Source organism: Methanomassiliicoccales archaeon, assembly GCA_036504055.1.
GTDB lineage: Archaea > Thermoplasmatota > Thermoplasmata > Methanomassiliicoccales > UBA472 > DASXVU01.
In genome coordinates this window covers 1-21,321 of the sequence record DASXVU010000041.1, presented here as the reverse complement: position 1 = coordinate 21,321, position 21,321 = coordinate 1, and the positions used below count along the sequence as shown (strand labels likewise).

The following is a 21,321-nucleotide window of genomic DNA, read 5'->3' as shown; positions in this document are numbered from 1 at the left end:
TGATGGATTCCGTCAAGAGCTGCGAACGGGCGTTGACCAGCGCCATCCAGACGCCGATATCGGTGGTCAGGCCGAAGGTCAACTACCTGGATAAGGACCTCATCGTCGGCGTGGGAGAGTACAAGATCGTCTCTTCCCCGCTGGAGCTGATGTGCATCGGACTCGGATCATGCGTAGGGATCGCCATCTGGGACAGCAGGATCGAGCTGGGAGGCGTGGCGCACGCGATGCTGCCAGCCTACGACGAGGGCAAGGACAAGGTGAACGCGTCGAAGTACGCCGATTCGGCCACCTTCCTGATGGTGGACGAACTGGTGGATATGGGGGCCAGCCGGGCCAGCCTGAAGGCGAAGATCGCCGGCGGGGCGCAGATGTTCTCGTTCTCGACCAACGACACGCTGAACATCGGCCTGAGGAACTCGGAATCAGCAAAGGCGGCACTGAAGAAGGAGAGGATACCGCTGCTGGCGGAAGAGGTCGGAGGCAACAAGGGAAGGACCATCTTCTTCACTCCCAAGGATGGCGCCGTCAGGATCCAGAAAGGGCCAGAGATAACCTATCTCTGAACCTTAGGATTATTTTCTTCAGCACGAAAGAATAATCATCTTGCCAGACATTAACGTTCCGATGAGACAGGAGACGAGAGCCCTTATGGGGATGGTCGGGCAGCACCGGATCGCGCAGATGGCGAAGAAGGACCCTGCGGCGGTGTGCGAGTGCGTGGTCGACGACTCCGGGTTGAGGGGCGTCGTCAAGATCAGCGTCTCGGGCCAGATCAGCTCCATGGAGTTCATCGAATCGGAGAGCACCGCCGGCAAGGCGGATAACATCGAGGACTACGTGGCAGTGGTCATGGACGTTCCGACCCTGGGCATCATGTTCCCCGAGTCCAAGTTCCCCCGCGATATGGCCGCAGCGATCTTCACGAGCATCGTATCTGAGGTACGAAAAAGATCGGGGAAGGATTTCCGTTTCAATGGGTTCGTCTATGATGATATGGGTAACGTAAAGCCGACCAAGTGAGGCTTTTAGAGAACATTCATGACTTGTAGTGACGGACGAACGACTCAGTAATGATCCTTGAAACCCCATATAAGAAGGTCCTACTGTGTCGTTAAGTACATTGATATCTTCCAATTATCAAATATTCCTGTTTTGATTTTGTTGTTTATTAATAAATCTTGTAGATATATTAATACCCTGACCCAATAATGAAACTAACAGTGGGGGGTTGGTATGACCCTTGAACAAGGGAAAGTAAGTGCATCTAAACAAGTGGACGAAAATTACAGTAAAGCGAAAGGGATGATATTCGAGAACGTACCAGAGCTTCCTGAGCGGATCCATTTCATTAAGCAGACAGGATGGCTAAAACGGAACCTCTACAAATTAACTAATCCTCACAGATTGAATTCAATCAACCTGTTGAGGGCAAGAATTGAGGAAGCCCGCGCTTTTTACTATGTTCGCTTAACGGTCGAAGCATCCATCAATCCGCACTATCTCCCAGACAATGCTGAGAAATCGGCCATCTTGAAATATTTAGAGTTGAATGTGAAGAAGGACGAGAAATCCGAGATAGGTGACGACAAGTTGAATGTGAAGAAGGACGAGAAATCCGAGATAAGTGACGACACTTTCTCACATCTCGTTCAGTCGAAAATCGTTGACATCGATCCGGTAACAGTAAAGCTGGACCCAGAAAGGACACGCCGAAGGACAGCGCTGCTGGTTTGTTATTACTCAGTGGAGTTGGCGGCCCTTAAACTGGAGTGTTGCGATTTTGAATCCGCTTGGTCATATTATTATATGTCAGAACGGAGCCTGCTAAGGCTGGACTGGAGGGAGAATGAGGCGCTCGATTCGAACTACCTCAGAATAGTAGCCGAATCGATTTGGGCAGAGGCCAATGCTAAGTTAGAGCCTTGGAAGAAGGAAAAGGTTCAAAAATTGCTCTTTGATGAAAAAACACCCAAACCCACATACACGATCGAGGAAATTGTCCAAGCTAAACGCATAATCGACAGCCACGATCACAACGTCGAGTACAAGGCGAATTCGGTCCATTGGCAACTCGATGTCCTTGGAACCCTGACCATGATACTGCTGATCATAGCGGTCTTCGTCCTGACCACCTCTGATCTCACCGCGACTTTGAGAAACCTCTCTATGCTCATAATGATCTGTGTCTTTGGAGCTTTTGGTGGTTCGATCAGCGGAATATTCTCGCTTTCGAAGATCTCGATGAAGGAAACAGCAGAGATCCCCATACAATCCCTTAGCGGATGGCTGACGATCTCCCGTCCGTTGGTGGGGGCCGTTTCCGCACTGATAATCGCCGTATTCATCCTTTCAGGTCTTATGGACGTCGGAACGATATCACCCACCGTGATATTGGCAGTATCATTTGTCTCTGGATTCTCTGAGAGACTGATCCTGGGGGCGGCAGACAAAATCCCGTAATAAGAATGGGAGAGCGGGTCGATTTACGACGTGGTGTAGCAATCATGTAATGGATATTGTTGATGGTGCTCCCGTGGGGATTTGAACCCCAGTCCTTGGATCGAGAATCCAAAATGATTGGCCGGACTACACTACGGGAGCGAGTTCGTAATCCCCCCAAATTCGATGACCGTAATTAAACCTTTTGGTCGCCCCTATTTCACTGGATTATGACGTAAGGGGACAGATAGCTGGACTCCTTGAGATGGCCTGGGAACCCATGAAATATCTCAATTTTGAATTCTTGCCGAGAACGACCAACAAAGATGAGAAAAGTTAACAATTGATAATAGCCAGCATGGTCATTTTATCAATTTGTTCTTGTATGTTAACACCGATTACTAACTACTCCAAGGCTGGTACAATAGATGATGGCAACGGTCCGATTTGAAGAAGAGAATGGGAAGACCGGTGGAAGACTAGGCGTGTATGAGCGGAAGTCGTTCACCTGCAGGTTGCCCCTAGGTTACATCGATTATGAGAATGCGGAAGAGAAGGAGGAATTGAGAAGGATCTTCCTCCGTGACCGTCCAGATGTGGAAGAGATCGGTATGGAAGTTACGATCGGCAACTTCGTGGACATTTACTTCAAGAAATAGGGGCGATACATATGGAAATGAGACTGAAGATCGTTCAAGACGAAGGAAAAGAGAGCGGCATGATCCATATCCATAAGGTTGTCGGGTCCGACCTTAAAAAGATCGGAGAGATAAAATTCAACTTCGAGTCGGACAAGAAATGGTTCGTGACGGCGATGACGGAACGCCGCCCGAACGTCACTGTTATCCAGTGAACCGTTTCCTCCTTTACCTTCATTGAACCCTTCGTCGGTGGGCGTCGGCATCTTTCCGAGCGCCCAGGGCGTCCTCTTGTCGACCTCTTCCCAATTCACCAAGTCCCACCAGTTCACCTCGAACTTACCCCAGGGGTTCTTTGGTGCAGGCAATAGGCATACCCCCTTGCGTGGGCTCTGTCTATACCAATACCCAGCCAAGGTAACAGACCCTTCCCCTGGTCAGATCCGATAGATCACCGATAACCCAAGGGCCGTTGCGTTTTGGATTGGAGAGGTGACCCCGTGCCCTCCTGTTCGTTTTGAAATATCCTGATGCGAAAGATAATGTCCGGGCAGGTTCTTCCAGCCTCCGTGGCCGATTTCGCCTATGACCGGAAGTGGATCATGCGTTCCACGCTGTTCCTTGCCGTGGCGGTGGTCTGGGTCATGGTCCTGATCACGTTCCTGCTTCCGTTCGATCCAATCGTGGCCGCGGTCATGGGATTCGTGTTGGGAGCGTTCTTCCTCATCGTCGGAGTGTCGCCATTCCTGACCAGGCATACCATCGATACGGACGAGATAATCCTTCGCCAGGGATGGCATTTCAAGATTAGTATACCAATTGAGAACATCAAGGCCATAAACCTCATCGACGAAGCACCTAAGGACCGGAGCCTGCTCATCTCCCAGACCAGGGGCGTCCTGAACATCACTTCGAGCAAAAGGGACCTGATCTCGCTGAAACTGAGGAGACCGCAACGTTTCGCATCGATGTTCTGGCGCAAGGGGGAAGAGATCGTCTTCGACGTGGCCGACAGGGAAGGTTTCCGTTCAACGTTGGAAAATACGCTTGCCGCTACTCGCGCCAATCCAGCCCGATCGTCCGAGAACCGACCTTAGGGATCAGTGGCGCCTTGCGCTTGTGCACCGTGTCCAGGTATCTCCTCCAGACCATCTCCACGATGTTGAGGTCTATGCCGGTATCCCTTGATATATCCCGATTGTCCACCAGCATCTCGAACCCGAGAAGGATCTGGTCGAGCTTCTCGTACGAGACGCCAAGCTCTCCTTCGTCCGTCTGACCCTCCCAGAGCCCGGCCGACGGCGCCTTCTCGATGAGCCTCCTGGGGATGCCCACCTTCTTCGCCAGCTCGCGCACCTCGGTCTTGTATAGATCGCCTATCGGCAGGAAGTCCACCCCGCCATCGCCGTACTTGGTGAAGTAGCCGACCAGCAGCTCCGACTTGTTGCCGGTGCCCATGACGATGCGGCCCATCAGGTTGGCCTGGTGCATCAGCACCACCATCCGGCATCGGGCCATGACGTTGCCCAGCAGCTCCTTCCGGTCGATCGAGGGCAACAGCATCTTGAACCCCTCCACGGCCGGGGTGATGTCGACCACCTTGAACTCCGTCTCGATCTCTCTGGAGAACTCCTCCGCCTCCTCCCGGTCCGACCTGGACGAGGAAGCGGTCGGCATGAAGGTGTTCAGCACCTTGTCGGCGCCCACCGCGTCGACGCACAGCTTTGACACCAGGGCCGAGTCGATGCCCCCGCTGAGCCCGACCACCACCCCGTTCCCTCCGGACTCCTCGACCTTCTGGCGGATGAACTCCACGATCGTGTCATAGGCATAGTCCTTCAATTGGGGGCGCATGACCTCTCGTATACAGCAGCCGGCTAATATCGCTTATCATCGAACAGCCTGACGCGAACCTAGATAACCGAGGGGAACGATTGGACCGGCCGATAGCATGAGGACGGTCCTTGCACAGGTGCCGAGCGCGGTCGGCGACAAAGAGGAGAACCTGCGGCGCATACACGAGACGGTATCGGGGCAGGAGGCGGACCTGTTCGTCTTCCCCGAACTGTTCCTGAGCGGGTACATGTGCCGGGACAGGGTGCATCTCATGGCGGAGACGCTCCAGGGCGACAGCGTGCAGGAGCTCATGACCGTGGCGGAGGAGCACCAATGCTCCATCCTTTTAGGGATGCCGATCCTGGACGAGGAGACCACTGGCCTGGTGCACAACAGCGCCGTTCTGGTCAAACCGGACGGCAGTGCCTGGAGCTATGACAAGATCAACCTGGCCACCTTCGGGCCGTTCGAGGAGTCGCTTTTCTTCTCTCCAGGCAAGGTGCCCACCCTGTTCGAGGTGGACGGCTTCCGCCTGGGGGTGGTGATCTGCTACGACCTGTTCTTCCCCGAACTGAGCAAGTCGCTGGTGCTGCACGGCGCGGATGCCATCGTGTGCATCTCGGCCTCGCCGAACACCTCCCGGGACTTCTTCGAGAGGATCGTGCCGGCCAGGGCCATCGAGAACACCGCCTACGCCCTCTACGTCAACAATGCCGGCTGCCAATTGAACCAGGTGTTCTTCGGCGGCAGCCATGCGGTCGGGCCGAAAGGAAACCACCTGGTCAAGTGCGATTATTTCAAGAAGGACGTGAGAAGTGTGGACCTCGATCTGGCAGAGGTGCGGGCTGCCAGAAGGATGCGCCCGACGGTCCGGGACTCAATGGGATTGGTCTCGCAGGACCTGTTCTGACCCTGGCTCGCACTTATCCGGTTTTCCGCGGGCCAGGGATGTGACCGTTCCGACCGCCGCGATCAATGCCCCCGCCAGGAACACGCCGCTCATCCCCCTGACGAACGCCTCGGCCGTGACCGCGGAATTGGCCGTTCCCAAGGTCAGCGTGGCGATGAAGTCCGGCCCCGCCACCGAGGCGATGATGGCACCCATGATAGCCAGGCTGACCGCCTGACCGACGAAGCGCATGGTCGACAGTGTTCCGGACGCCACTCCCAGCCTTTTCCTTTCCACGCACCCCATCACCGCGCTGGTGTTCGGCGAGGAGAAAAGCCCCATGCCGGCGCCGATGACCAGCAGCCCGACCGCGATATAGATAACGGACGATGCCGGTGTCAGCGCGCTCATGAACAAAAGTCCGATCGCGATGATGGCCATGCCCGCCGAGGCCAAAAACCGTGAGCCGATCTTGTCCGAGGCCCAACCGGATATGGGCGACAGCACCGCCATCACCACCGGCATCACCAGGAGCACGAGGCCGGTGTAGATGATCGAATAGCCCAGTATCTCCTGCATGTAGTAGGAGAGCATGAACGCGACGCTGAAATAGGCCGCATAGTTCAGCAGCGCCGAGAAATTTGCCGCGGCGAACAGCCGGTTGCCGGTGATGAGTGACGTGTCCAGCATCGCCGCCCGTCCCTTCCTGCGCTCCACGATCACGAAGGCCACCAACGAAACCACCGCCAGGACGATGAGGCCGATGATCCCGATCGTTGTCCATCCGTACTGTTCTCCCAACGTCAAAGCGATCAGGAGCGACGTGAGACCGACCGAGAACAGCAGAACGCCCGGGATATCGAGCTTCTCATCCCGGCGGATCTCCCCGGTGTCCCTGACGTAGCGCCAGGCAAGGATCATCACGACGATCCCGATGGGTATGTTGATCCAGAATATCGAGCGCCATCCGGCCACTCCGGTGAGCAGGCCGCCCAATGCCGGTCCGAGGGAAAGACCGATGTAGACCGCCATGGCGTTTATGCCAAGCGCCTTCCCCCTTTCCTTGGCAGGGAACGTGTCGGTGATGATCGCGGTGGCGGTGGCTCCGATGCAGGCCGCGCCGATCCCCTGCAGCACCCTGAAGACGATCATCTGCTCGCCGTCCTGCGACACGCTGCAAAGCAGCGAACCGAGGACGAAGATGCCGAAACCGATGATGAAGATGTTCTTCCGGCCCTTGATATCCGAGAGCCGGCCGACGGTCAGCAGCAGGACCGCCAGGGAGACCAGGTAGGCGGTCGGGATCCAGATGGCCGTCTCCGAGCTCATCCTCAGGTCAGAGCTCATAACCGGCAGTGACACGCTGACGATGGTGCTGTCGAGCGGCGCCATCATCGAGCCCATGCACGTGATGAGCAAGATGATCCTCATGTAAGACCTGGTCAGCTCTGTCATGTTACCTTGCCGTTACAAACATCCTCCGTGACTCTTAAGCTTTCTTTATCCATCTGATGTATGGACATGAACAATCCTGTGCGTAAAGTATAAAACCAATTCATACGGTAGGGAGCCGAAAGCCGAGGTGGCCCAGACCGGTAAGGCGCAAGCCTGGAATTATTTCCGCCAGCAAGCTTGTGTCCGCAAGGACTCGGGAGTTCAAATCTCCCCCTCGGCGCCATTCTTATTCTAGCCAAAATCCGATGCCCGATCGGGGATCGGTCGCGGCCTGTCGTGGACATCACCATAATGGAAGGCCATGACATATCCTTCTAATGACCAAGCTTAGAGAAACATCGACCCTGATGATGGGACAGTCATTTTTACTGGCATTGATGTTAGACGACCGTCGGCTATCGGCCGAGATAACGGTCAGAAGTCGCCATTCGCCAATTCGATGCAGAACACTGCGCCGGCGGATATGTTCTCATCCAGCCAGATCCTTCCGCCGTACTTTTGCACCAAGCGGCTGACGATGAAGAGTCCCAGGCCGGTGTTCCCCTTCGGTCCGAACTTGAACCCTTCCTGGAACAGGCTTGCCCTTGCTTCCTCAGGTATCCCGATCCCGTCATCCGATACCTTGATCAGAACGAGGTCACCGGTCTTTTCGATATCGATGCATATCTTGGACGGCGTCGCGTGCTTGATCGCGTTCGAAACAAGATTGTCCAGGACGTTGTGCAGGGCCGCGTCGGCCATGACGATGCCACGTCCGTGGACCTCCAGACATATCCCCAGCCCCTGATGGTTGGCCATCACGTTCCTGGCTATGCTTCCGACATCCAACGGCGTGAGCGCGGTGGTGTCGATGGCCTTCTCCAGGGTGGAGATCCTGCCAACGATCTCGCCGCAGGCCTCAAGGTTCCTCTTCGTGATATCCAGGAACTTCGAGTCCGAGGAACGGTCGAAGAGCTCCAACCCTCCCTGGGCCACGGTCAGTTTGTTCAGCAGGTCATGCCTCAGCATGGTGCCGATGGTGGTCCGCCATTCCCTTTCGTCGGACCGCTCCTTGGCGATTGTTTCAGAATAGGAAGGTTCATCCTCCAGATAAACGTCCAACCTGGTCTGTCCGAGTTCCGCCTTGATGGACAGGCTCCTCTGTCTCCTATGCATTGGGAGCACCTTCGGTCCGCCCCTCCCCGTGAGGGAGCTTTCCTCCGATCCTCCCTGCGACAACGTCGAGCTGCTCATCCTATCAAGTCCAGCGTCGGGAATCGGACCTCCTGGACGTCTTTTCTTACGCCCCGGAAATGCCCTTCCCGGATGTTATCAAATTATGATACGATACTAAAAAGGCACCATCCTAGGAATCAATTCTGATAATTATCAGGGCCGATTCCGCGGAATGACGGGAGGAATGTCCATTATTTTGGCCGAGAATAACGTGGAGAAGTTGAACTATTTGAACGGCGTTGTAAGGCCATTCCGGACAGGACCGAGGAATTCCAATGCGTGTCAACGTAGACATCCAGCTCAAGGACGTACCAGGACAGCTCATCGTGGCGCTGGAACCGATATCGAAGAACGATGGCAACATCAGGAGCGTGGTGCACCGCCATGACAAGGTGAGCGGAGGCAAGATCGCCATCAACCTAACTTTCGAGGTCGGGACCCAGAAGGCCCTGGACAACATACTCGGCGAGTGGAAGGAGAAGGACGTCGACGTCATGAAGATCGACCACCTGTTCGAGACTTTCCGGCTCGACTATGTGATAGTGGGCGAGCTGCCGCCCGCCGAGGTGAGGAGGATCATCGAAGGCATACAGGCCATAGGGGACGTCGAATCGATAGACATCAGATACTCCGTCTCCGGCGCCAAGGACAAGGCGGCGCTCTTTTCCGGCAAGGTCCGCAGCAAGGACGTGATCAAGAAGGCGAACAAGCTGATCAACGAGAGGGCGAAGCGGGCCGGCTACATCGTCATCCGTGGGTTCGGTGACTGAAATGGATATCGTGCTGGTTGGTTTCGGGACCGTCGGTCAGGGTGTGGCGGAGGCGATCGCCAAAAAGAACGAACTGCTCGAGCGGACCTTGGGAGAGAGGGTGCGCATAGTAGGGGCATTTGATTCCAGTTCATATTCATTGAACAGGTCCGGACTGGACCCGCTGGAGCTGGTCCGGGGCAAGATGGTCAAGGGCAAGCTGAGCAAGCGGCTGGACGGGGAGATCAAGGACATGCTCCCCAAGCTGGAATATGATACCCTGGTGGAGATGACCCCCACCAACATCAAGAACGGCCAGCCTGGGCTCGGTCACATAAAGGCCGCGCTGAACGCCGGCCATGACGTGATCACGTCTAACAAGGGCCCGCTAGCCCTCAAGTTCCGGGAGATATCCAAGCTGGCCCAGAAGAACAACGCCCGGCTGAGGTTCGAGGCGTCGGTGGGCGGCGCCACGCCGGTGATCAACCTGGCCTCGGAACTTCTGGTGTGCGAGAACATCTACTCCATAAGGGGCATCATGAACGGCACCTGCAACTTCATCCTGAACCGGATGGAGACCGAAGGGATGCAGTTCGAGCCGGCGCTGCGCGAGGCGCAGCAGATGGGTTACGCCGAGACCGATCCTTCCTATGATATCGATGGCATCGACTCGGCCTGCAAGGTGGCCATCCTGGCGAATGCCATCATGGGCAAGGACATCACCGTCAACGATGTGGCCCGGACCGGCATCCGGGGCATCAACCTGGCGGCGGTAAATCTGGCCGGTCAGGATAAGAAGGTGGTCAGGCTGATCGGGGAGGTCACCGAACGGGGCGGAGAGGTGTCCCCCAGGCTGATCCCGATGGGGCATCCGCTGTCGATAGGCGGGACGCTGAACACGTTCAGCATCCAGACCGACCTGGCCGGGGAGATCACCGTCGCCGGGAGAGGGGCTGGGCGGGCGGAGACCAGCAGCGCGGTCATGAGCGATATCTATGCGGTCATGCGGGAGAGGCGGGCGCTATCTCACAGGACTTAAATATCGGGCTCCGCATAGACACGCCCTAACACGGCAGGGTTCCATATGGCTTACAACGAAACAAGAAGGGATTGTTTTATTGGGTCGACAAGTTAGTCTGTTCGACACGACCCTCAGAGATGGCGCCCAGACCGAAGGTGTCTCGTTCTCGACCGAGGACAAGCTGGAGATACTGCATCGGTTGGACGGGTTCGGCATGGACTTTGTGGAAGGCGGATATCCCGGTTCCAATCCGAAGGACAAGGCGTTCTTCAAGGCGGCCGAGCAGGCCGAACTGAAGTGCTCGAAACTGGTGGCATTCGGCTCGACCAGGAAGGCCGGGGTGCGCGCCGAGGACGATGTCACGATGAGGTCGCTTCTGGAAGCGAACACCGAATGGGTGTGCATCTTCGGGAAATCCTGGGACCTGCACGCGACCAAGGCGCTGGGCGTATCGCTCGAAGAGAACCTGGAGATCGTCTCCGATACGGTCGGTTTCCTGTCCCGATCGGGAAGGCGTGTCATATTCGACGCGGAGCACTTCTTCGACGGGTGGAAGGACAACCCCGAATACGCGATGAAGGTCCTGGCAGCCGCCAAAGGCGCGGGCGCCGAATGGCTGGTGCTCTGCGACACCAATGGAGGGGCTTTCCCGTCCGAGGTGACCGAGGCGGTCATGCAGGTGCGCTCCCGGTTCGAAATGCCCTTGGGCATACATGCTCACAACGACTGCGAGATGGCGGTGGCGAACTCCATGGCCGCGGTGCAGGCCGGGGTCACCATGGTCCAGGGCACGATCAACGGACTGGGCGAAAGGTGCGGCAACGCCAACCTGTGCTCGATCATCCCCAGCCTCATCCTGAAGATGAAGGCCCAGACGAACGTCACCAAGCTTTCCAGCCTGACCGCGCTGTCGGGCTTCGTGGGCGAGATGGCCAACATATCGCCCGACCCCCGGCTTCCATACGTCGGCCGGAGCGCCTTCGCCCACAAGGGCGGCATGCACGTCTCGGCGATCCTCAAGGAGAGCCGGACCTACGAGCACATCGACCCGGCCCTGGTCGGCAACGAGCGACGCATACTGATCTCCGAGCTTTCCGGCACCTCGTCCATCCTGGCCAAGGCCAAGGAGCTCGGCATCGAGACCGAGAAGGACGGCGGACGTTCGATCCTGGAGAAGATGAAGGAGCAGGAGGCGGAAGGGTTCCAGTTCGAGGCGGCGGAAGCGTCGCTGGAGCTGTTCATCCGCCGTCTGAAGAACCAGCAGACCGCCCCCTTCAAGGTGGAGGGCTTCCGGCTGTTCATGGACGTCTCCACCAGGAACACGATCAGCGAGGCGTCGATCCGGGTGGTCGACAGCGACGGCACGGTGGAGCATACTGCGGCCGACGGCAACGGACCGGTCAACGCGCTCGACCGGGCGCTCCGGAAGGCCTTATTGCGCTTCTACCCGGTGCTCGCCGAGGTCAGGCTCATCGATTATAAGGTGCGGGTCATCGACGGTAAGGACGCCACCGCGGCAAAGGTCCGCGTCCTGATACGCTCTACCGATGGGAAGCATTCCTGGACGACCATAGGCGTTTCCGGGAACATCATCGAGGCGTCGCTGATGGCACTGCTCGACAGCATCGAGTACAAGCTCATGAAGGAAGGCGTCAACAGTTACAAAGAGTGACGGAACGCCCGTTACATTGATTTGGTGAGCGCACGCTATCACGGGCCAATGCCATACGAGGTCAAGATCATCACCCCGGAGGAAAAGGACCGGATGTACGAGAAGTACTCCGGCATCAACTTCTTCTCGATCAAGTCCGAGGTATACGGCTGCTGCATCAAGCTCCTGACCACCAACCGCCAGATGAAGGAGATGTGGGAGGACAACTTCTATACCATGTCGGAAAGCGTCCGGTCGCACGGAAGGGTGGTGATGATCGACCTTCCGGGCGAAGGGATGAAGGTGCTGTACGAACCGGTGGCCAAGACCGCGTTCCTGTTCAACTTCGATTATTACGGCTGGGTGAAGAGCATCGCCCTGGCGGTGGCCGGCGATCTGCTGGAGGACGAACATCATATCCATTCGGTGCACGGGGCCTCGATCGACATCGCCGGGCGCGGGGTCTCCTTGATCGCCCCATCGAAGACCGGCAAGACCACGCATTCCTGGGGCCTGCTGCGGATGAAGGACGCGCGCTTGGTCACGGATGACTGGTACTATGTGAGGCAGTTCACCGGACGCCCGGTGGCCTACGGTTCGGAGAAGAACTGCTACATCGACGCCGACATTGGCAAGGCCTGGCCGGAATACCGGGAACTGGTGGAGAAGGCGGTGTTCGACAAGCAGCAGCGGGCCGTGGTCAATGTCCGCTGGATCGCCGGGCCGGGGTCGGTGATACCGCTGACGACGCTGTATGACGTCATACTGCTGAAGCGCGACCCCGGCGACCCTAACCTAGTCACCGAGCTGGAGCCGAAAACAGCGTTGGAGTATCTCCGGCTGAACGATTTCTGCAACCCCCATCAACTGGTGCGCGACAGGCGCAAGATGGCGATCCGATACGAATTCTTCTCGAAGCTTCTGTCCAACGTCCGGGTCCACCTGGTGAACACGACCTCGCCGGCCCAGAAGACCCAGGACCTGATCAGGAAGGCACTGTTCGGAGTATGATGCTATGAATGTGCTGATCACGCTGCTGGGCCGGAGCGGTTGGGGGCTGTTCAACTCGGTCTGGGGCATGATCCGCATCCATGGTTACGTTCCGGAGAAGGTCTACATCATCACCGACGGCTGCCAGGTGCCGCTCGCAGAACAGGTCAGGACGATGCTGGTGGTCCTGCTGGCGGAATACGGCGAGCATCATCAGATCGAGATCGTGCCGCTCCAGGGGGACATGATCAGGGAGATAGCAACGAAGGTAAGGGAGATCGCCGAGAAAGAGAAGAAGCAGGGGAACACCTTGGCACTGGACGTCACTCCCGGAACGAAATCGCTGGTCATGGGGGCGGTCATCCCGGGCATGAGCCGGAACCTGTTCGATCACATGTTCTACCTGTACATCGAAACACTGAGGAACGCCAGCCGGCCATTCATCATGATCCCGCTTTCCGTGCAGCACGACCACGAATTCTTGAAGGAGGTGAAGTGAACGGACTCCATCGTCGGCAAGGACATGCTGATGGCGGTCCTGAACGAGCTGATATTGGCAAAACGGGGCAATATAGAGGTTTGCTCCGACATCCTCGGCATACCGCTGATGAACCTGGACCTGGAGAAGGGAGAGATCGTCAGCGTGGCCAAGGGACGCGATTTTGACGCCGTCCTGCCCGGGATCAGATCGAAACTGAATGACGTGCTGTCGGCGGACATTCCCGACTACAACGACCTCAAAGAGGCGCTCTACAGCTCGCTGCTGGTGCCACCGGAGAACCTGAACGAGCTGATGGCGGAGATAAGGAAGTCGGAGAAGAGGAAGAGCGATCCATACCGCTTCCCGAAGCAGGAATCGTTCGCCATCGACACCAACATCGCCTACCGGCGTCTTTTCAGCCGCCTGATGTACCACAGCGAAGGATGCGGCATCAGCGACTTCGACCCGACCAAGGTGCAGGTCCTGCTCTCCGACCTGGTGGAGCAGGAGATGGTGGAAAAGGCAGGTAAGTACACCCAGTTCGACATCGAATCGTTGAAGAGGGCGGTACGCAACCCCTCGTCGGTAGGCGGCCTTGTCAACTGTTCGATGAAAGGGGCCCGCAAGGCGCTCAACGCCCAGGCCGAGGTTGGCGTGCTGGAGGAGCACTACAACCTGTGGAGGGTGGCCGGGGGTAAGTACGTGGCCGACAAGGAGCAGCGGGACGGGGAGATCGCCCGGGCATTGGGTGCTCACTCCGGAGAACAGCGTATCGACCTGCTGTTCCTTACCGCGGATGACAAGGCCAGGATGCAGACCTATGCCGCGAGGCTGCCGACCCTGCTGATCAAGTACCCTTCGGAGATCCCCGGTCAACCGCCATACGACCCTTGGCTGCTGGTGGAGTTCCTTCATGATGCAGCGGTCTACTTTGGGTCGCTCTCCCTCAAACCGGTTGGCATCCGTATCGCCGGGGAATGGAAGGGCAAGTCGACCGTGGATTACCGGACCGAGAGACTGAGGCTCATGGCCGAGAATGGATCGGCGGTGATAGAATCACTGGAGCGGGACATCAGGATAATACAAGGGATCCAGTCGAAGGTCGACCTGAAGGCGATGAGGTAGAAAGCCCGATGATCGATTTCGATCCTAGAACCTACAAAACAACGAGTTGGCCGCGGCTAGTGTGAGATCCCCGCAAATCTAATAAATATGGTGGGGAAGTTGGAGAAGGTCCACGGGGACCCCACATTTTATTCAATACAGCTTCGATTAGAAAAACGTTTTGAATTAAAAGGTATTTTATTTGAATACTAGGAAACTGGTAAAATGATGGGCGGCCAGGTATCAGCTGAAGCATCAGTTTTGAGAGGATCCGTGACCAACCATGGCCACTTGCCCCTGGCTGGATAGGTCGAATTGTCATGGCGCGGAGCAAGATTCTTGACCACAGAGGCAATATCGTTCGGAGAATGGTGAGGCATGTGAAGATCGAAATGACTGTCCTCGAGGGAACGGACCTGAAGATCCCCGTGATCAGAATAATTCCAAAGAGCCCTGTGGGGGCAGCGGTCGTAGTTCACGGATATGGCGGATGCAAAGAGGAACAGCTTGGCCTGGCCTCTCGAGTGGCCGGTTCCGGCCTCGTCACTTATGCCATAGACCTAAGAGGACATGGACAGCACCCAATGGCGATGGACTATCACGTCCAGGAGGATGTGGAGCTGGCCATCGGCGCTGCCCGTGAATTCGGTAGGGTGGTGGCAATTGGACACTCGCTCGGAGGACGCCTTTCGCTGATGAGCAGCGCCGATTTCTCCATTGGGATATCGCCCCCTTTGGACGGATCTTATGGAGCCAGGACGGAGGAGCTGCTCAAAAAGCTGAGAGGATATCGAGTGCGCACGGACAACCCTAGGAAGGTATTCGACATACTGGCCAGGATCCCTGAATGGGAAGACAAGGACAAGTCCAGATCAATGATCATCTATGGTTCCAGAGATGTCCCGGAGATCGTGACATCATGCGATCTTCTCAGAACAAACAGGCCCAATGTGATCAGGATCGAAGATGCGCTGCATAGCGACACATACCTCCTGGAAAAGACCTTCGAAAGCATCAGAGAAAAACTGGATGAATGGTTTGTTCAGTGAATTCTAGAGGCAGAGGGTTATCCTATCCCCGTCCCTCCAAACCTCAGCCTACCAACTATCGGCTGGGTATATAATTATTGAATCGCATGGTGAAGAATGAATAACAAATTCTAAATTTAGTTAGCGATGAAAAGGCATCATTACAATGTCAGAAATTCTACCTCGATAAAATGGAGTGAATGGATAAGGAGGTTATTCATTGGTTTTTAGCTATCCAGCATCTAATATAATCAATGTTGATAAATGATAATCGGGTGATAACCCTTAAGGCAGAATAATCTCGTCCTTCATCGATAAAGTGCATTGTTCAAAAGGTCAAACTGTATCTTACGAAGCCCTGGTAGCGTGTAAGGGCGGTCACCTTAGAACAACTGATGACCCTCAAACCCGATTTGGAGAGGAACTGCCGACCAGATGTAGATGCGGAGCCGAATTCATCACTGAGTGCCCTTCATGCAGGGAAGAGATACGGGAGGGCAACGCAGAGAATCGGAAGAGCGGCAGTGAGGGAGAGGTGATACTGCCAAAATATTGCATCTCATGCGGGAATCCATATCCCTGGACGTTGAACATTTCCAAAGGGCAATATTTCGAGGCGTTCGTTTGCAAGCTATTTCCTAGGGATGATTTCGACGTTGTCCATGCCACCACGGCCCGGAACGATCTATACGGCAGGAAGGTGTTGGAGGCCCAAGAGCCAGATTTCAAATTTCATCATAAGTCGAGTGGACATTACTTTTGGGTTGAGTGTAAGTACAGAACCACCCTGTATGACGGCAAGATCAAATGGGCGGAGAGATGGCAAATGGAAAGGTATCAGCAGTTCCAAAGGGTGCACCGCCCCGAAAAGGTCTATGTGATCATCGGTTTCGGAGGAGAACCCGGCAATCCAGAGTCGTTATATTCCATTCCATTGGATGAAATTCAATATCCAAGATTGTTGCCAACCTCTATCGAAAAATATAGCCGGTCTGTGACCAAGGAATTCGAATATCTGGCGGGGCGTCTACGGTAAGGCTCATCAACAACTGCCGTGGGCACGACTGTGAATCTCATCGAAGACGAGTACTTGGACTACACAAAGTATGGACTATATTTCGCTAGGCTGTGAAACATGTTCTTGACTCGATTGGGGTAAGCCAAGCAGATAGAACATCCGAATAGGCCAGCAATAATCTAAACAAGAATTCGAAAAACGATCCATATTGTGAATATTGCACTAAGTTGACCAAAATATTGGATGATCTAGTCCTTGACCCTAACAGTGTATTCATCTTGTTTATGGACTGATATGAACATTCGGATGATCAAGCTAAAGAATACATTTGACCCACTATTGAAGTAGAATCTGAAGCTAGAATAGTGAAATTATTTACAAAACACCCTGGTGCATGGGAACTGTTCGTTCAACTGATTGTCTTAGTGTTGACACCGGGTGGTATCATACACTGGCTAGCAACAAGAAAATCACTCGAGATTGGAAAATCTTTACCGATGTAGGCCAAAAGGCCAATCGAAAACGAGGGGCAAAAAGTCCTTTGGCCAGACAATAATGTGGGGGCACTGGGATTTGTGAGGCCAGGCCATCCTGGCCAATTCATCCAATGCCTCGGATTTTCGCATCATCCTGGTAGGCTCTCCCAGGCGATCTGTGACGGATTCCTTGCTCGGGATCTTCGAATCAAAGAAGCGGAGGCGATGCCATGAGCCTAGAGGTTATCGTCGGCGGCTTCATATTTCTATGGTTCTGCATGATCGCGAGCGCCCATATCCTGATCGTGGTGTGATCGTGAAACGGGCTTTCATTGTTCCAAACGCCTGCCCGCTGCAACCTGAGCTGCCATGCAAGGGATCGTGTTCGTTAGCTGCTCAAGGGCGCTGCATCTGCCCGGTGACTCCCGAGGTTCCGGAAGTCGTCCGGAAGTCACGATGTCCGAACTCTGGCAGGTCAAATCCGGAAGTCAACTTCCGGAAAATCGGAAACTCTCCGGAAATTGGGGGGTGTCCTCCCTGCCTCGTGTGAAGAGAAACCGGAACTATCTAGGCACGTTCTTCTACCTCGCCGAGGGTAACGGGCAGCCTAAGACCGTCGAACTGCTGGGATGTAAGAAGAGTACCATAGCCGACTACGCCAAGGAATTGGTCGGGGAAGGCTACTTGAAGAAGGTTCCAGGCTCCCGGAGCCCTCAGCTGTATGCAAGAGGGCCAAAGGCCAACGTACTGGATGCGGCGATTTCCGAATTGGACTTCCACTTTCACGGTGGGACCGTGAAACCTCCCCAACTTCCGGACGGAGTTAACGACCCTAAAACCGTTTACATTCCGACCTCCCGGACGCACATCAACGGCCGGGTCATGTTTTCCGTCGAATTTCAAGGGGACATGAACGTCCTCCGCATCCCGATCGGTGAAGGAAAGACCGTGGATCTTCCACTCTTTCCCAAGAAGCCGGTGCAGCTGCAGAACGGCGTCCGCGAGTATCGTACCAAGGTTCCATGGAACGGCAATCAGGTATCCGTCCATTACATAGAATCCAATAAAGGGGCCAGTTCCCTGCACGTCTGGCCATATCAAAAGGAGCTGCTACCCGAAGAGATCACTCCCGATGTGGAGAAGGTCTTCATCGAGGAAGCCCAGCGGATCGCCAACCACATCGCCAAGTATGGAGGATGGAGGTTCGGCCTGGTCAACTTCAAGGGTGAGATCCACCACGCTTCCGACGACCCGGTAATCCTCTCTCAGATCCCCGAGGATATGAAGAGCGTTCCCGGTTCGCCCTTCTGGGTGGACAATTCGCACGGCCACCGCGAGATCGAGACCAAGGACCCCGAGGCAGCCCAGATGCTGTTCAACTTCAAGAACACGGTCAAGGACCTCAGGACCGGCCAGGAGACGAGCATCAACCGGATCTATGTCCTCGAGCTGAAGGCAGACAAGATGCTGCAGCTCCTTGAGAAATGGGCTGCCATCATGGAGAAGGACGCCGAGATCAAGACGGCCATCATCGAGAACGAGCTCGCCAACACTGCAGAGAAAGTGGTCAAGGCAAAGGCCCAACAGAGTACCGAGGCTCAGAGCTACGACGGGGTGATGTTCGCATGACTAGCCCAGTAGAGACAAAATCCCTTGTCTTTGCTAACTGCCAACAATGCCCGTTCCACAAAGGCGTCTGGACCGAGGAAGACATCGAAAGGGACTCCGAAGGAAAATGGAAGGACGGAGCTCCTACCTGCGTCTGTGTAAATTCTCAGGTCATGCGGCCGGGTAATTATCGCATGGGGAGGGACGACCCTGTAGTCTGCAAGGCTCACCATGGTAACTGCAGGCCTGCGTTCAAGGGAGCATTTCCGAAATGGTGCCCATTGAAAGCGGTCAACGAGGTCAGGGAAGGCGGATTCTTTGGCGAGTCCTCGATCGTCCCGCCCGAGGAATGGCTGAAGGGGAGAATGGACAGCGACGCCATGATGCCGCGGATCCACCAAACGACGTTCGATGATCTTGAGGTTTTCTGATGGTCCTCGACTTCTCTAATTTCGCTGCCCTATGGAACTTAGAACTCGCAATGGGGATTCAGCCGTTTCAGACGTCGGAAATCACCCTTCTAGCCCTTCCAAATCTAAGATGTTTCAAAAATGGAAGTGATTGAATGAGGCACAAGATGGAGAACGAGATAGACGTCTTCTCGTCCGAACAGCTCCGTGAGATCATCAAGGCGGCCGACTCCCTCCGGGACCGGTGCGCGATCGGCCTAGGTGTCGAGGCTGCATGCCGTGTAACCGAGATGCAGTATTGGCGGCCGACCAACTTTGACTTCCGTTTCCGCACCGCAATGAAGTGGGACGTCAAAAAGAAGGAGGCCCGCAAGATCGGCATCACTCCGCAACTCGCCGAGCAGGTCAGCCTTTACATCAACACCGCTAAGATCAAAGGTGATTCGCCGCTGTTTCCGGGACGTGACCCGGCCAAACCGCTCTCGGTCAAGAGCTTCGACCAGCTGCTCAAGGACCTGTGCGTCAAGTGCAAGATCGAGGGCTGGCCCAGCTGGCATGACCTCCGGCACACCTACGTCTCGCTGGCGGCTATCCGGAACGTGACCATCGATGAGGTCCGGTACGTCACCGGCGATTCGCTGGCCACGATCATGCGGTACTACCGCAAGCCAATCCCTCAGGACATGGGGAAGTGGATGTCTGACTTTTACATGGAGGGCGGCAAATGAGATCCAACATCAGGGAGAGATTTCTATGAAAGTATTGGCACTAGTCATAATTTTAGCATTGGTAATGGCGGGCGGGTTCGTAGCCTACAACGAAAAACTACTGGATCCAGATAATGAAAAGCATGTGACCCTGAACATCGATAACGCTCAAGGGGTCACGACGAAAACGGTCAAGGTGACCTACCTTTCCGGCGATCAGTATCATGACATGCTGGTAACGGAAAGGCCAACTGGGAGCTCTCAGACGGTCAAGATAGCGCCGGGTGCGTCGAAAACGCTCACATTGCCCGGCGATACCGTGGCCTTGAACGGGGATGATGGTGCGCTCGGATTCATGGCTGGTTATATGGATCCGTCCGTCAGCCGGATGGGTGCGCTTCTGCCAGGCGACACGGTCAACGTCGTGTACACCGATCAGGGGTACACCGAGATACCGATCCAAGTGGTCCACGGGGGCGCATCGTGAGCCCCTACGTCCTGATCTACAAACTGAAAAAGGACAAGCAACGCCATCTGATACTTCGCCAGTCTAGAGCTGAGGTGATTAGGGAGCATCGTAGGCTTAAGGCCATCGATGGATCTGGCCTTTTCATCTTCGCGCGGGTCCTGCCTCATTCCGTCATGCTGAGGGGGCGTTCGCCTTGAAGGTGAAGGACACGTTGCTTGCGCTCGGGATCGTCCTGCTCATGGTGACGATATCCTCTCCCGCCGCCGCCCAGACCTGGCCCAACAACTCGACCATGCACGGACCTGATTTCTCTTGGTCTGGCAGAACATGGTGGGCGATGGACTGGTCGGCCTATGATCCCGATTACGTCTGGATCGACGGCAACGGCTGGCTTCATCTGGTGCAATCTGGCTATGTCGATTCCGGGATTATCTCATATCAGCCCTGCGGTTACGGCAATTACACCTGGGTGATGGCCGGCGTCCATCAGATCCATCCGAACGGCGTCATCGGCATGTATCCTTATCTCTCCGATCTGGGCGTTGAAGAGAACTGGCACGAGGCTGACATAGAACAGGCGATGTGGGGTGACCCGGACGGTAGCAATTATGATTTCTGGGTCCAGCCCAATTCGGCTAACACTCACCTGTTGTTCTCGCTGGATTACACCAATGCCGACGTAACTTTCCGCATCGATTGGGAGCGGTCCTATATCGCTTTCGCCGTTATCGAGGGCGGCCATGTAATAGAAAGCTGGAGGGCCGATCAGGTCCGGGACGCGACCGGTGTTTACGCCTGCGCCAACTTCTGGCATTACCTGAAGCCGACATCCGGCCAGGCGGAGGCGGTCTTCAAGTCGTTCGCCTATTCGCCGGCCGGTGTCACTACCACTCCCCAGGCAGATCAGAACCAAGGTGGCGGGACCACCAGCGATGGTGATCGACCCATCAACCAGACATCCGGCGACCATGTCCTTGTGCTACCCGGTCCTCTGTCGATCACCAACACGTCGACCGTGCCGTCGCTGTCCCTGCCCTGGTACTACCTCGCGATCGGCGGCGGTGTCGTCCTGGCTATCGCGTCAGGCATCGCCAGGCGATGGGCGATACTCCTTATCGCCATCGGCCTGATCGC

At 55.6% G+C, this 21,321-nt stretch carries 23 protein-coding genes and 2 tRNA genes; 21 read left to right on the top strand and 4 right to left on the bottom strand.

Annotation, left to right across the window (positions count from 1 at the left end; translation table 11 throughout):
- Positions 1–2: 2 nt before the first annotated feature.
- The 3 genes from VGK23_09940 (at position 3) to VGK23_09930 (ending at position 2,463) form a co-directional block, all read left to right on the top strand.
- Positions 3–566: a hypothetical protein gene (locus tag VGK23_09940; GenBank protein HEY3420861.1), complete on the top strand. Its 564-nt coding sequence runs from the start codon at positions 3–5 to the stop codon at positions 564–566.
- 61 nt (positions 567–627) lie between these two features.
- Positions 628–1,023, top strand: a complete 396-nt coding sequence (locus tag VGK23_09935) for a hypothetical protein (protein ID HEY3420860.1) — start codon at positions 628–630, stop codon at positions 1,021–1,023.
- A gap of 213 nt (positions 1,024–1,236) precedes the next feature.
- Positions 1,237–2,463 carry a hypothetical protein gene (locus VGK23_09930; protein HEY3420859.1) on the top strand — a complete coding sequence of 409 codons (1,227 nt, stop codon included), beginning with the start codon at positions 1,237–1,239 and terminating at the stop codon, positions 2,461–2,463.
- Between the two features lie 63 nt (positions 2,464–2,526).
- Here the strand turns inward: VGK23_09930 and VGK23_09925 are convergent.
- A tRNA-Glu gene (locus tag VGK23_09925) sits at positions 2,527–2,604 on the bottom strand.
- A 269-nt stretch (positions 2,605–2,873) separates the two neighbouring features.
- Between VGK23_09925 and VGK23_09920 the strand changes: the two genes are divergently transcribed.
- From VGK23_09920 to VGK23_09910, 3 genes are all read left to right on the top strand, one after another.
- Complete coding sequence (locus VGK23_09920) at positions 2,874–3,101, top strand: hypothetical protein (GenBank protein ID HEY3420858.1); 228 nt, start codon at positions 2,874–2,876, stop codon at positions 3,099–3,101.
- A gap of 11 nt (positions 3,102–3,112) precedes the next feature.
- The gene (locus VGK23_09915) at positions 3,113–3,295 is read left to right on the top strand and encodes a hypothetical protein (protein HEY3420857.1); all 183 of its coding nucleotides are present in this window, start codon (positions 3,113–3,115) and stop codon (positions 3,293–3,295) included.
- Positions 3,296–3,622: 327 nt separating this feature from the next.
- Positions 3,623–4,177, top strand: a complete 555-nt coding sequence (locus VGK23_09910) for a hypothetical protein (GenBank protein HEY3420856.1) — start codon at positions 3,623–3,625, stop codon at positions 4,175–4,177.
- Here VGK23_09910 and VGK23_09905 read toward each other — a convergent pair.
- The gene (locus VGK23_09905) at positions 4,134–4,934 is read right to left on the bottom strand and encodes an NAD+ synthase (GenBank protein HEY3420855.1); all 801 of its coding nucleotides are present in this window, start codon (positions 4,932–4,934) and stop codon (positions 4,134–4,136) included. The two genes, VGK23_09910 and VGK23_09905, sit on opposite strands and share 44 nt — an antisense overlap.
- A 97-nt stretch (positions 4,935–5,031) precedes the next feature.
- Here VGK23_09905 and VGK23_09900 point away from each other — a divergent pair, with 97 nt between their 5' ends.
- Positions 5,032–5,826, top strand: coding sequence for a carbon-nitrogen hydrolase family protein (locus VGK23_09900; protein HEY3420854.1), 795 nt, complete (start codon positions 5,032–5,034; stop codon positions 5,824–5,826).
- On the opposite strand, the gene VGK23_09895 is transcribed toward VGK23_09900, so the two are convergent.
- On the bottom strand, positions 5,794–7,236 hold the full coding sequence (locus VGK23_09895; GenBank protein HEY3420853.1) for an MFS transporter: 1,443 nt from the start codon (positions 7,234–7,236) through the stop codon (positions 5,794–5,796). The two genes, VGK23_09900 and VGK23_09895, sit on opposite strands and share 33 nt — an antisense overlap.
- A gap of 145 nt (positions 7,237–7,381) precedes the next feature.
- Between VGK23_09895 and VGK23_09890 the strand changes: the two genes are divergently transcribed.
- Positions 7,382–7,483, top strand: a tRNA-Ser gene (locus VGK23_09890).
- Positions 7,484–7,674: 191 nt separating this feature from the next.
- On the opposite strand, the gene VGK23_09885 is transcribed toward VGK23_09890, so the two are convergent.
- Positions 7,675–8,415 carry a HAMP domain-containing sensor histidine kinase gene (locus VGK23_09885; protein HEY3420852.1) on the bottom strand — a complete coding sequence of 247 codons (741 nt, stop codon included), beginning with the start codon at positions 8,413–8,415 and terminating at the stop codon, positions 7,675–7,677.
- Positions 8,416–8,750: 335 nt separating this feature from the next.
- On the opposite strand from VGK23_09885, the gene VGK23_09880 reads away from it, so the two are divergent.
- The 13 genes from VGK23_09880 to VGK23_09820 all read left to right on the top strand — a co-directional run.
- Positions 8,751–9,245, top strand: coding sequence for a hypothetical protein (locus VGK23_09880; protein HEY3420851.1), 495 nt, complete (start codon positions 8,751–8,753; stop codon positions 9,243–9,245).
- Between the two features lies 1 nt (position 9,246).
- Positions 9,247–10,263: a homoserine dehydrogenase gene (locus VGK23_09875; protein ID HEY3420850.1), complete on the top strand. Its 1,017-nt coding sequence runs from the start codon at positions 9,247–9,249 to the stop codon at positions 10,261–10,263.
- Between the two features lie 79 nt (positions 10,264–10,342).
- The gene (gene cimA, locus VGK23_09870; protein HEY3420849.1) at positions 10,343–11,917 is read left to right on the top strand and encodes a citramalate synthase; all 1,575 of its coding nucleotides are present in this window, start codon (positions 10,343–10,345) and stop codon (positions 11,915–11,917) included.
- A gap of 48 nt (positions 11,918–11,965) precedes the next feature.
- A complete protein-coding gene (locus tag VGK23_09865) occupies positions 11,966–12,907 on the top strand; it encodes a hypothetical protein (GenBank protein HEY3420848.1) in 942 nt (313 codons plus the stop codon).
- Between the two features lie 4 nt (positions 12,908–12,911).
- A complete protein-coding gene (locus VGK23_09860; protein ID HEY3420847.1) occupies positions 12,912–13,385 on the top strand; it encodes a hypothetical protein in 474 nt (157 codons plus the stop codon).
- A gap of 30 nt (positions 13,386–13,415) precedes the next feature.
- Positions 13,416–14,492 (top strand): hypothetical protein, encoded by a 1,077-nt coding sequence (locus VGK23_09855; GenBank protein ID HEY3420846.1) that lies wholly within the window; start codon positions 13,416–13,418, stop codon positions 14,490–14,492.
- 359 nt (positions 14,493–14,851) lie between these two features.
- A complete protein-coding gene (locus VGK23_09850; protein HEY3420845.1) occupies positions 14,852–15,520 on the top strand; it encodes an alpha/beta hydrolase in 669 nt (222 codons plus the stop codon).
- A 1,842-nt stretch (positions 15,521–17,362) separates the two neighbouring features.
- Entirely contained in the window at positions 17,363–18,622 is a 1,260-nt protein-coding gene (locus VGK23_09845; GenBank protein HEY3420844.1) for a hypothetical protein, read from the top strand.
- Complete coding sequence (locus VGK23_09840) at positions 18,619–19,032, top strand: hypothetical protein (protein HEY3420843.1); 414 nt, start codon at positions 18,619–18,621, stop codon at positions 19,030–19,032. The genes VGK23_09845 and VGK23_09840 overlap by 4 nt, the downstream gene beginning before the upstream one ends.
- 134 nt (positions 19,033–19,166) lie before the next feature.
- Complete coding sequence (locus VGK23_09835; GenBank protein HEY3420842.1) at positions 19,167–19,739, top strand: site-specific integrase; 573 nt, start codon at positions 19,167–19,169, stop codon at positions 19,737–19,739.
- 25 nt (positions 19,740–19,764) lie between these two features.
- A complete protein-coding gene (locus tag VGK23_09830; GenBank protein ID HEY3420841.1) occupies positions 19,765–20,205 on the top strand; it encodes a hypothetical protein in 441 nt (146 codons plus the stop codon).
- Positions 20,202–20,384, top strand: coding sequence for a hypothetical protein (locus VGK23_09825; protein ID HEY3420840.1), 183 nt, complete (start codon positions 20,202–20,204; stop codon positions 20,382–20,384). Before VGK23_09830 ends, VGK23_09825 begins: the two co-directional genes overlap by 4 nt.
- Positions 20,381–21,321: hypothetical protein (locus VGK23_09820; protein ID HEY3420839.1), on the top strand; the 941-nt coding region annotated here is incomplete at its 3' end. The genes VGK23_09825 and VGK23_09820, both read left to right, overlap by 4 nt.

Coding starts and splice junctions, on each gene's coding strand:
- VGK23_09855 (HEY3420846.1), top strand. CDS start 13,416: ATGGCGGTCCTGAACGAGCTGATATTGGCAAAACGGGGCAATATAGAG.
- VGK23_09875 (HEY3420850.1), top strand. CDS start 9,247: ATGGATATCGTGCTGGTTGGTTTCGGGACCGTCGGTCAGGGTGTGGCG.
- VGK23_09860 (HEY3420847.1), top strand. CDS start 12,912: ATGAATGTGCTGATCACGCTGCTGGGCCGGAGCGGTTGGGGGCTGTTC.
- VGK23_09840 (HEY3420843.1), top strand. CDS start 18,619: ATGACTAGCCCAGTAGAGACAAAATCCCTTGTCTTTGCTAACTGCCAA.
- VGK23_09920 (HEY3420858.1), top strand. CDS start 2,874: ATGGCAACGGTCCGATTTGAAGAAGAGAATGGGAAGACCGGTGGAAGA.
- VGK23_09905 (HEY3420855.1), bottom strand. CDS start 4,934: ATGCGCCCCCAATTGAAGGACTATGCCTATGACACGATCGTGGAGTTC.
- VGK23_09895 (HEY3420853.1), bottom strand. CDS start 7,236: ATGAGGATCATCTTGCTCATCACGTGCATGGGCTCGATGATGGCGCCG.
- VGK23_09885 (HEY3420852.1), bottom strand. CDS start 8,415: ATGCATAGGAGACAGAGGAGCCTGTCCATCAAGGCGGAACTCGGACAG.
- VGK23_09935 (HEY3420860.1), top strand. CDS start 628: ATGAGACAGGAGACGAGAGCCCTTATGGGGATGGTCGGGCAGCACCGG.
- VGK23_09845 (HEY3420844.1), top strand. CDS start 17,363: ATGCAAGGGATCGTGTTCGTTAGCTGCTCAAGGGCGCTGCATCTGCCC.
- VGK23_09900 (HEY3420854.1), top strand. CDS start 5,032: ATGAGGACGGTCCTTGCACAGGTGCCGAGCGCGGTCGGCGACAAAGAG.
- VGK23_09830 (HEY3420841.1), top strand. CDS start 19,765: ATGAAAGTATTGGCACTAGTCATAATTTTAGCATTGGTAATGGCGGGC.
- VGK23_09910 (HEY3420856.1), top strand. CDS start 3,623: ATGTCCGGGCAGGTTCTTCCAGCCTCCGTGGCCGATTTCGCCTATGAC.
- VGK23_09880 (HEY3420851.1), top strand. CDS start 8,751: ATGCGTGTCAACGTAGACATCCAGCTCAAGGACGTACCAGGACAGCTC.
- VGK23_09915 (HEY3420857.1), top strand. CDS start 3,113: ATGGAAATGAGACTGAAGATCGTTCAAGACGAAGGAAAAGAGAGCGGC.
- VGK23_09835 (HEY3420842.1), top strand. CDS start 19,167: ATGAGGCACAAGATGGAGAACGAGATAGACGTCTTCTCGTCCGAACAG.
- VGK23_09865 (HEY3420848.1), top strand. CDS start 11,966: ATGCCATACGAGGTCAAGATCATCACCCCGGAGGAAAAGGACCGGATG.
- VGK23_09930 (HEY3420859.1), top strand. CDS start 1,237: ATGACCCTTGAACAAGGGAAAGTAAGTGCATCTAAACAAGTGGACGAA.
- VGK23_09940 (HEY3420861.1), top strand. CDS start 3: ATGGATTCCGTCAAGAGCTGCGAACGGGCGTTGACCAGCGCCATCCAG.